Source organism: Burkholderia sp. ABCPW 111 (assembly GCF_000773065.1).
GTDB lineage: Bacteria > Pseudomonadota > Gammaproteobacteria > Burkholderiales > Burkholderiaceae > Burkholderia > Burkholderia savannae.
In genome coordinates this window covers 1-9,246 of record NZ_JPWT01000139.1, presented here as the reverse complement: position 1 = coordinate 9,246, position 9,246 = coordinate 1, and the positions used below count along the sequence as shown (strand labels likewise).

7 protein-coding genes and 1 pseudogene are annotated in these 9,246 nt (G+C 60.7%); 2 read left to right on the top strand and 6 right to left on the bottom strand.

Translation table 11 applies throughout. The annotated features are described in order from the left end of the window. The first annotated feature begins 586 nt into the window (after positions 1–586). Complete coding sequence (locus tag X946_RS29285) at positions 587–1,267, top strand: hydrolase (protein ID WP_038755466.1); 681 nt, start codon at positions 587–589, stop codon at positions 1,265–1,267. Positions 1,268–1,458: 191 nt separating this feature from the next. Further along, positions 1,459–2,236: pseudogene (locus X946_RS29280) on the top strand (IS5/IS1182 family transposase); the annotation flags it as partial. A 108-nt stretch (positions 2,237–2,344) separates the two neighbouring features. Here X946_RS29280 and X946_RS29275 read toward each other — a convergent pair. From X946_RS29275 to X946_RS29250, 6 genes are all read right to left on the bottom strand, one after another. Continuing rightward, entirely contained in the window at positions 2,345–3,262 is a 918-nt protein-coding gene (locus tag X946_RS29275; RefSeq protein ID WP_038755470.1) for a LysR family transcriptional regulator, read from the bottom strand. A 331-nt stretch (positions 3,263–3,593) separates the two neighbouring features. Beyond that, positions 3,594–5,036, bottom strand: a complete 1,443-nt coding sequence (locus X946_RS29270) for an alginate export family protein (RefSeq protein ID WP_038755464.1) — start codon at positions 5,034–5,036, stop codon at positions 3,594–3,596. Between the two features lie 29 nt (positions 5,037–5,065). Then, the gene (locus X946_RS29265) at positions 5,066–5,824 is read right to left on the bottom strand and encodes a YoaK family protein (RefSeq protein ID WP_235364072.1); all 759 of its coding nucleotides are present in this window, start codon (positions 5,822–5,824) and stop codon (positions 5,066–5,068) included. Between the two features lie 11 nt (positions 5,825–5,835). Then, complete coding sequence (locus tag X946_RS29260; RefSeq protein ID WP_235364073.1) at positions 5,836–6,702, bottom strand: glyoxalase; 867 nt, start codon at positions 6,700–6,702, stop codon at positions 5,836–5,838. 48 nt (positions 6,703–6,750) lie between these two features. Next, positions 6,751–7,206, bottom strand: a complete 456-nt coding sequence (locus X946_RS29255; protein ID WP_038755460.1) for a DoxX family protein — start codon at positions 7,204–7,206, stop codon at positions 6,751–6,753. Between the two features lies 1 nt (position 7,207). Next, positions 7,208–9,100, bottom strand: a complete 1,893-nt coding sequence (locus X946_RS29250; RefSeq protein ID WP_038755458.1) for an amidohydrolase — start codon at positions 9,098–9,100, stop codon at positions 7,208–7,210. Between the last annotated feature and the right edge of the window lie 146 nt (positions 9,101–9,246).

The following is a 9,246-nucleotide window of genomic DNA, read 5'->3' as shown; positions in this document are numbered from 1 at the left end:
CTCGCAAAACGCTTGCTTGCCGGGAATACGCTGCAGGCCGCCTGGCGCGATGCAGGTTGCAGCAACCACATCTTGGGGATGCTGCCCGGCCGGCCGGCGCCCAAGCAGTCAAGCGCCATATCGAAATCCACCGGGGACATTCGCTCATGACGTGGCCGCCCCAGGCAACTGGCTCATGGTCGCGGTCGGCGCACTGGTCATGTTGCGGTTGTCCTCGATTACAACGCATTCGCATATTGGGTATTCCGCGGCAAGGTCGACTCGTCCGGACGGCACCGAACCATGGGCGGCCTGATATGGGTCGTCGAACATGTTTCGCGCCGGCGCATTGCGTGAGCAACCCTTCCTCGTTCCCGCATTCCGAGCCGCCAACCGAGACGGCTGGAAGTCGGCACGGTAACAGACCTGTACGTCGCATCTCTCCTGCTGTTCGCGTTGATCTGCGCCTTGCTGCATGTCCTGTTCACGATGATTTCCCGACTTTAGTGCCAATGCGGCAAAGCTGTTATTCGCGCAACCGCGCAACCACCGGTCGTTCCAGCACTGTTCTGGCGCTGCGATTGGCCTCACTATCAGGAGTATTCCGATGAGCGCACCCGCAAACTTCAATGGTCAGCGCCCCGTCCTTGACCCGAACGATTCCGCCATGCTGCTGATCGACCATCAAAGCGGCCTGTTCCAGACCGTCAAGGACATGGAAATGACCGTCCTGCGTAATCACGCCATTGCGCTAGCCAAGATCGCAACGCTCTGCAAGATACCGGTGATCACGACCGCGTCGGTTCCGCAAGGACCGAACGGTCCGTTGATCCCCGAAATCCACGAAAGCGCGCCGCATGCAAAATATGTCGCTCGCAAGGGGCAGATTAACGCCTGGGACAATCCCGTTTTCGTCGACGCGGTCAAGGCAACGGGACGCAAGACGTTGATCATCGCCGGCACCATCACGAGCATCTGCATGGCTTTCCCCGCCATCTCGGCCGTGCAGGAAGGCTACAAGGTCTTCGCCGTGGTTGATGCGTCCGGCACGTACTCGAAAATGGCGCAGGAGATCACACTCGCTCGTGTCGTTCAAGCGGGCGTGGTTCCGGTCGACACGGCAGCGGTAGCCGGCGAACTGCAGCAGACCTGGCATCGTCCTGATGCGCAGCAATGGGTCGATGTCTACGCGATGATTTTCCCTCAGTACCGACTGCTCATCGAGAGCTATCTCAAGGCCCAGGATGTCGTGAAGAACAACGAGCAGCTCGATTCGGAACGGTCGTAACGCTTGCGACGGTGCCAGCGCGCCGCCGCTGGCACCGCTTGCCGAATGTCGCTTTCCGGTGCTTCGGCGCCGCTTCTCGCACGCCTCGTGAACCGCCCGCCCGCTGTCGCGTGACCATCGCAAACGGCTCACCAGGTGATTGCATCCGTGTCAGGCCTGCAACGCGTTCGCAACCGGGTCGCGAGGAACACAAGGGGCTTGGTGAAGTTAGCGTCGAAGAGCGGCTGGCGGAGACGATCGAGGCGGCCAAACGGGCCAAGGTCGTCAAGCACGCGAGTCTGAAGCGCTTGATCGTCGATACGACGGTGATGGAGAAGGCGATTGCCCATCCGACCGATTCGCGGCTGCTCGAGCGCTGCCGCGAACATCTGGTGAAGGCAGCCGCCCGGCATGGGCTGAAGCTGCGGCAGAACGACAACCGTGAGGCGTCGCGCCTGGCGAAACAGATTGGCCGCTATGCGCACGCGAAGCAGTACAAGCGGATGAAGGGGGCGTTGCGGACCTTGTGCCTGCGTATGGGCCGCGTGATGAGAGACGTCGAACGGCAACTCGATGGCGTCGCACGGCAAAGCCGCCCTGCGCTGGAAGACTTGATTGGCCGCACGAAGCGGATTCTGTCGCAGAAACAAAAGGACAAGAACAAGCTGTACGCACTACATGCGCCGGAAGTCGAGTGTCTGGCCAAGGGCAAGGCGCGCAAGCCGTACGAATGCGGCGTGAAGGTGTCGATCACGACGACGCACAAGGAAGGCTTCGTCGTGGGCGCGCGCTCGGTGCCGGGCAATCCGTACGCCGGGCACACGCTGACCGAAGCGCTGGAGCAGCCGGCGATCCTGGGCGACGTCCAACCGGAACGCCGTCGCTGATCGCGGCTACAAGGTCGTCGCCATCGATGGGGTGTAGGTCTATCACCCGGGTTTGCGACGCGGCATCACACGCGGCCTGCGCGCGATGATCCGGCGACGCAGCGAGTCGCGCTATGCCGACGTCGCCTTTGCTGCGCCGAAGGATCGTTTGTCACGCGAGTTTCCGCGTTCCGTTGACTCATCCATCCGTAGAGTGAGGTCGTGTTTGGAGCTACGGCGAACAACTCTGCTCGGCGCTCGCCACATGATCGAAGTTGGAGACGATGTGATCGACAAAGGTTCGAACCTTGGCCGCCAGGTGGCGACGACTCGGGTATGCCACATGAATATCGAACTTTGGATGCCGATGATCGCCGAAGAGATGCACGAGGCGACCACACGTTATATCCCCTTTGATCAAATAATCAGGCAAAGTGGCAATGCCCATGCCGAGAATCGCCAACTTGCGCAGCATCTCGATGTTGTTTGCAACGAATCGATTGAGCGGTTGACTGCACGCCGCGCCACCTAACCCAGCAAAAGTGCAATCTTCGCCCCAATGATCGGCCGGCAGGCTCAAACATACATGGTGGGAAATCTGCTCTGCTCGATTCGGAACCCCATGCTTCTCCAGGTAACTCGGCGCCGCGCATACAATCCAACTTTCAGTCGTCAGGCGACGCGTAACGATGCTCGAGCTGCGCATTTGCTTGGAAACCATAATCCCGACATCGAAGCCGTCTTCGACCAGATCGACCTGATTGTCGAGTAGCGTCAAGTCCGGCACGATCTTGGGAAATCGCGCGCTGTATGACTGCAGAAGCGGAGCCAGAATGTTCAAGCCAAATACGATGGGGGCGACGATTCGCAACGTGCCAGACGGCTCGCGGTTCCCGGCGGCAACCATCTCTTTGGCGTCGTCGAGTTCAACCAGAATCTGACGCGCCTTTTCCAGATAAACACGCCCCGGCTCCGTAAGTGAAAGGCTACGCGTTGTCCGATTCAACAACCTCGTGCCAAGGTGAGCTTCCAACGCTGCAAGTGCGCGTGTTACTACTGCATTTGAAATATCCAACGCGGACGCCGCACGTGTAAAGCCGCCAAGATCCACAATCTTTACAAACACTCGGAGCGATTGAAAATAGTCCATTCTCAATTTCAACTGCAACATAAATATTCGATTTTTGCTTTCTCGAAAACCATCTGGAATCGATATTCAAAACGCTGTTCCCGCCACGATCGTCTAACCGATGGCCGTGGCGAATGGCGCTCGGAACCAGGCTGCGCCGGCCCGGATGTCAAGACGGCCGGGCGGACATGTGGCACGCCAAACGTGCTCGCCGGGGGCTGTCCGCTCGAAGGCGGTCTTGCAAACTCTGCCGACATGGCCCGGTGATCCGCGATGCAACCGGCACCCTCACAAGTCGATCCGGGAAACCAACTCGTTCATATGGCCCGCGAATCGATCGCCCAGCCATCCATTACCATCCGTATTTGAATTCGATACCGACATAGTCGGCATTGCTGCCTCCCAAACTCCGGATGGCATTACCCGCCTGAAAATGAACGGCCTCGATCGAGCTGATCAGATTGTCGGCAACCGTCCAGTCCGACCGAAGCTGCACGTACATCCCGGTCCACCGGGAGCCATGTCCCGCGGTGCCTGGCACGGCAACGTTGCCTTGTTGATAAATGGCGTCATTCGCCGTTTGGCGCCACTGAAAACCCAATGCTGCAAGTAATGAGAGCCTGCTCGACGGCTTCAGCGTGATTGACGGTTTGATGTGAACAATGTTCGCGTAACCGGTGAATCCCGCCAGCGTGAAATAGTAGCCGTTCGGAAAGAGCGGATTGAACGTTCCCACTCGGCCGTCTCCCGGATGCCGATCGCCGGACGCCACATCGATCTGAAGACCAACGCGAGGCGTGCCCCAACCCTCCAGCGCGTAGCCCGCGAGCGAGCCAATCGCCCATGCATTGATTACGTCGCGGCCGACGTGGCCCGTCTGCAGCATGGATTCGACGTCCCAATCGGCACGCCCAGTTTTTCCGGAATAGCGCAAATCGAATACATCCCGATGCTCGTCGCCCTTTGCGTCGAGAAATACCGCGTTGCTTCGGTTGTAACGCGAGTAGTAACCGGACAGATCACCCGGGCCGACGTCCTTGCGCTCGAAACGCACGCCGCTGAAGGTGAGATGTCGGTTCGATCTGTCGTCGAACGCCGTACTGCCTCGATTTTGCACCGGTTGCGTCGCATAACCGATAAAGCGCCACTTGCTGTATTCCAGATCGCCCCAGACTGCATCGAAGCTTTGCCGAACATTCGGGCCTTCGCGAACGGAAATGAAGCGTTGCAGATCGAAAGCCATTTCCTGCCGCCCTATGCGAAACTTCGCCGTAGCCCCAGCCGCGTGCCCCACCCATGCGACGAACGCCTGCTCGATATCCGGCGGGCTCCTGTCGACCGGCGTCGCGATATCCTTGCCATACGCTCGCGCATCCACGAGTTGGACGAACACCTGATAATGTTGCGCGACCCGTAAGTCCGCACTGACCTGCGCCCGTTGCAGCAGCCGGGTGTTGGCGGATGCCGGACCAACGCCGAACAGCGGCGCTCCACTGATCTCGACACGCTCCCGGAGATTCGCGCCAAGAGACAGGTACGAGTGCGGATCGTCGCCGAGCGGGATGTATTTGAGGTCGTCCAGAGGCTTTGCCGGCACGCACGGGTCAGCCAGAACCGACCAGTCTTCCTGCCAGCGGTTGGAGAGCACGCGCGGCCGCTTCTGCGCGCACGCCACCGCATTCTCGTTCGCCTCCACGCGCTTGCCGATGCCAAGGCCGAATGCCGCGGCCACCATGATGGGCAGCACAGAGCAGTTGTGGCGTCGACGAATGAATGCCGGCCAACGCAACCACATCCGACTATCCTGCATTGATGTCGCTCGCATCATGGGTTCGGCCCCGGCATTGCTGCGCGATCCTGCGCGCCCGGCGCGTTGAGGAAGAGGCTCAGTGCAAGCGTGACGAGCAACGCGACCGGCAGCATCAGCGCCCAAAACGAAACATATCGATAAGCCAACGCACCGACGACGGCGCCGGACCCGAAACATGAGATGGCCCGGAGCAGCTTCCCGAGGCGGATGCGGACGGCCATCTTCGTGTCGACCGGCGTCTCCGAGGAAGCAAGGTTCACTACATCGAGCACGGCCTGAGTGACGTTGCCGGTCATCACGGTATTCGGCACGCTAACGCGGTCGATCAACCGGCTGTGGGCATTCTGCACGCCCATGGCCGCCGCGCCGAGCATCCCGCACACGATGATCGGCACGCTATCGGCGCCGAGTGCCGGTTCGATGCCGACGCCGGAAACGCAGAAAGCCACCAGGAGCGCCGCCTGAATCGCGTACAAGGACACCGCTCTTCGATTGGCGTCCTGAGACCGCATGGCCTTCACCACCGCGCTGCTTAATACGATGCCGGAGACGAACGCGGGGAAGGTCATCAGTTTCGTGAAGATGCCCTGTCCATAACCGGCAACGTCCACGCCGATCAACACGAAGTTGCCCGTCACATGCGCCGTGAAGAGACCAAACAGGGCGACGAAGCTGAATGTGTCGACATAGCCGGCAATGGCTGCAAGCACATTGTCTTCGTGCCTCTTCGTCCAGGCCCGATTGGGGAGCATCGAACGGACGGTAATCAACATGCGCGCTTTAGTCATCGGGCTGCGGCGTGAATTTCGGCAATATAGCCGCCCGGGAACCGCACAAACGCCGCTTCGCGCTTGTCCGATGTGAACGACTGTACCAGCACCGTCGCACCGGCGGACTGCGCTTTTTTCAACGTGCCGGCGAGGTTCGCCACTTCGTAGCCAGTCGTTTCGCGGCCAAAAGGATAGGGCAAATGACCGTCGGTGACGGCGACCGTCATCTTTCCAAAGCCCGATTCGATGCGGATGCGGCGATACGTGTCGTTCGGCCGCCCGATCTCCGCGCCCGAAGCGTCGCGCACGTCCGACACCACTTTTCCGTGCGAGAACGCGACGAAGTCGCGCACCAGTTCATCAGCGCGGTCCGGCGACACATAGACGCGATTCTCCGGTACCGTCTTCAACTCTTCGTACCTCCGCGCCTGCGTGTGCCAGTAAAACTGCATCTGGACGCCGCCCGGCCACACGACGATCGCGTCGCGCCCGACCGGATCGGGGAATGGCGCAACGGTCACGTCCGCGCCGTGCGCTTTCGCCGACTGGATTGCCGCATCCATGTCGGTCACCATATAGCCTGTGCGTTCATCACCGAAAGGATAGGGAATCGGCGTCTTGAAACCGAATACCGACAGCGTGCCGACCGGCGTGAACACGAGCTGCGAAATCGTTCGGCTCGGCGCCGGCGTTACCTGGAACTCGCCTTGCTTTGACTTGTGACCGCCGAACGTTGCGAGAAAGCTTTCGACGAATGTGTCGAAATCTTCCGGTGCCACGTACACGTGCGTTGTGTCGTACTGGGGGCCGACGGATACCGTCGGCGCCGAGACTGGCGTCGCGACGGCTAGCAGCGTCGAGACGAGGCCGGTGGTGACCATGCTGGTCGCGATCAAGAGACGGAAGAGGGACATGGCATTGAAGTATCTTTATGGTTTTTCATGAAGATGGCGCTTGCCATCTCGACGAATCGAATCGGACAGCCACACCGCCATTAACAGCGCCGCAATCAATCCGAGATGCTCGAAAAAGCTGTTGGCCGCACGCAGCCGAGCGGCACCGGCCATGTTCCAGAAATCATTCGCGACCAGCATCGCGACTGCCGTCAGGCATCCGAGGCCGCCGGCGCCGAGCCAAGCAAGACGATCCGCGATGACGCAAACCGACCCGCCCAGCTCGACGGCAATGGCGAGAGCCGCCCAAAGCCACCCTGGTCGAAGTCCGAAGTGATCCAGCTCGGCGATGGCCGCGCGATAATTCAAGAGCTTCGTTAGGCTACCGAACAGGTAGGCGGACACCAGCGCCGTTCGAGCCATTGGCACAAGCGGGCGCCAGCCGAGGATCGCGCTCACCCATGCGGGACGGCGAGTCTTGACCGCGTCCATATCAAATCGCCCAGCACGCACAGCCGAGCGCTCCCCAGAACGAACGCGCATCGGACGCGGGTACGCTGCGCAACCACGCCTGGTCGTGGCTGTGCCCATGCACGATGCATGCGTTTGCGCAACCGCACGACGCGCCGGCCACCTTCTGCAACGCCGCCTCTGCGTCGCCCTTCGAATCCCTCCAGGCCGCAAAGCCGCCGAACCGCCGCACCGGCGACCAGTCGGGCATGGCGGGCGGCGGCTCGCCGTCGTCGAGAAAAGCGAACTCGCCCGTTCCATAGACAACGCGCCCGCCTACCAGCGTCAGCATCGAAGTCGTGTGCGCGATGTCGTCCTCGGCACAGGAGAAGAAGTCGCGGTCCGGCACGATCAGATCGGCGAATTGTCCAACCGCGATCTGCCCTTTCTTTCCTTCCTCGTTCGAGAACCAGGTCACCTTCTCAGTCCACATGCGCAGCGCCGTTTCGCGATCGACGCAGTTGCGTTGCGGGTACAGGCGCAGACCGCCGACCGTTCTTCCCGTCACCAGCCACGCGAGGGATACCCACGGGTTGTACGAAGCGACTCTCGTGGCGTCGGTGCCAGCCGATAGCCGAATGCCCTTCTCCAGCATCTTCGCCACCGGCGGCGTGGCTGCCGCGGCGGTCGAGCCGTAGAGTTCGACGAAGTATTCACCTTGATAAGCCATCCGATGCTGGACGGCGACGCCGCCGCCGAGTGCGGCGATACGATCCATCGAGCGCTCCGAGATCGTCTCGGCATGATCGAAGAACCAGTTGAGACCCGCCAGCGGTATATCGCGGTTGACCTTTTCGAATACGTCGAGCGCGCCGCTGATTGTCTCGTCATACGTCGCGTGCAAGCGCCACGGCCAGCGATTCTCGGCCAGCACGCGCACCACGGCCTCCAGTTCGTCTTCCATCTGTAGCGGCGTGTCAGGCCGCGGCTCACGAAAATCCTCGAAGTCTGCGGCGGAATAGACGAGCATTTCACCGGCACCGTTGTGCCGAAAGTAATCGTCCCCCTGCTTGTACTTCGAGGTTTTTGTCCAATTGAGGAAGTCCTGCTTTTCTTCCTTCGGTTTTTGCGTGAACAGGTTGTACGCAAGCCGCACGGTCAGTTGTCCTTCATCCGCGAGCCTTTGAATCACCTCGTAGTCTTCCGGATAGTTCTGGAAACCGCCGCCCGCGTCGATCACGCCGGTGACACCGAGTCGATTCAGTTCGCGCATGAAATGACGCGTCGAATTCAACTGATAGTCGAATGGCAGTTTGGGGCCTTTCGCGAGGGTCTCGTAGAGAATCGATGCATTCGGTTTCGCGAGCAGCAGGCCAGTCGGGTTGCCTTGGCCATCGCGCATGATCTTGCCGCCAGGAGGCTCGGGGGTTTCCTTCGTGTATCCGACGACGCGCAATGCTGCAGCGTTCAACAACGCGCGGTCGTACAGATGCAGGATGAATACCGGTGTATCCGGCGCCACGGCGTTCAGCTCGTCGATGGTCGGCAACCGCTTTTCGACGAACTGCTGCTCGGTGAAGCCGCCTACCACGCGCACCCACTGCGGCGGCGGCGTGATCGCGACTTGCCGCTTCAGCATGTCCATTGCGTCGGCCAGCGAGCGCACACCGTCCCAACGGAGTTCCATATTGAAGTTCAAGCCGCCTCGCACGAGATGCGCATGGTTGTCGATCAGCCCCGGTAGTACGAGGCGGCCGTTCAGATCGACAATGCGCGTGTTCGAACCGGCGAGCGGCATGATTTCCGCCTCGTCGCCGACAGCGACGAACGTGCCGTTTTCGATTGCGACTGCGCTCGCCGTCGGCTTCGACCGATTCAGAGTCACGAATCGTCCGTTGCGCAAGACGAGATCGGGAATGTGGAAAGAGGCGGTCATGAGCGAATGTCTCCGGTGGATTCCGATATGGCGCTTGACTGCTTGGACGCCGGCCGGCCGGGCAGCATCCCCAAGATGTGGTTGCTGCAACCTGCATCGCGCCAGGCGGCCTGCAGCGTATTCCCGGCAAGCAAGCGTTTTGCGAG

What these genes read in the sequence shown, in the direction of transcription:
- X946_RS29260 (WP_235364073.1), bottom strand. Translation starts at nt 6,702, where the DNA reads ATGGTCACCACCGGCCTCGTCTCGACGCTGCTAGCCGTCGCGACGCCA.
- X946_RS29265 (WP_235364072.1), bottom strand. Translation starts at nt 5,824, where the DNA reads ATGTTGATTACCGTCCGTTCGATGCTCCCCAATCGGGCCTGGACGAAG.
- X946_RS29285 (WP_038755466.1), top strand. Translation starts at nt 587, where the DNA reads ATGAGCGCACCCGCAAACTTCAATGGTCAGCGCCCCGTCCTTGACCCG.
- X946_RS29250 (WP_038755458.1), bottom strand. Translation starts at nt 9,100, where the DNA reads ATGACCGCCTCTTTCCACATTCCCGATCTCGTCTTGCGCAACGGACGA.
- X946_RS29270 (WP_038755464.1), bottom strand. Translation starts at nt 5,036, where the DNA reads ATGTGGTTGCGTTGGCCGGCATTCATTCGTCGACGCCACAACTGCTCT.
- X946_RS29275 (WP_038755470.1), bottom strand. Translation starts at nt 3,262, where the DNA reads ATGGACTATTTTCAATCGCTCCGAGTGTTTGTAAAGATTGTGGATCTT.
- X946_RS29255 (WP_038755460.1), bottom strand. Translation starts at nt 7,206, where the DNA reads ATGGACGCGGTCAAGACTCGCCGTCCCGCATGGGTGAGCGCGATCCTC.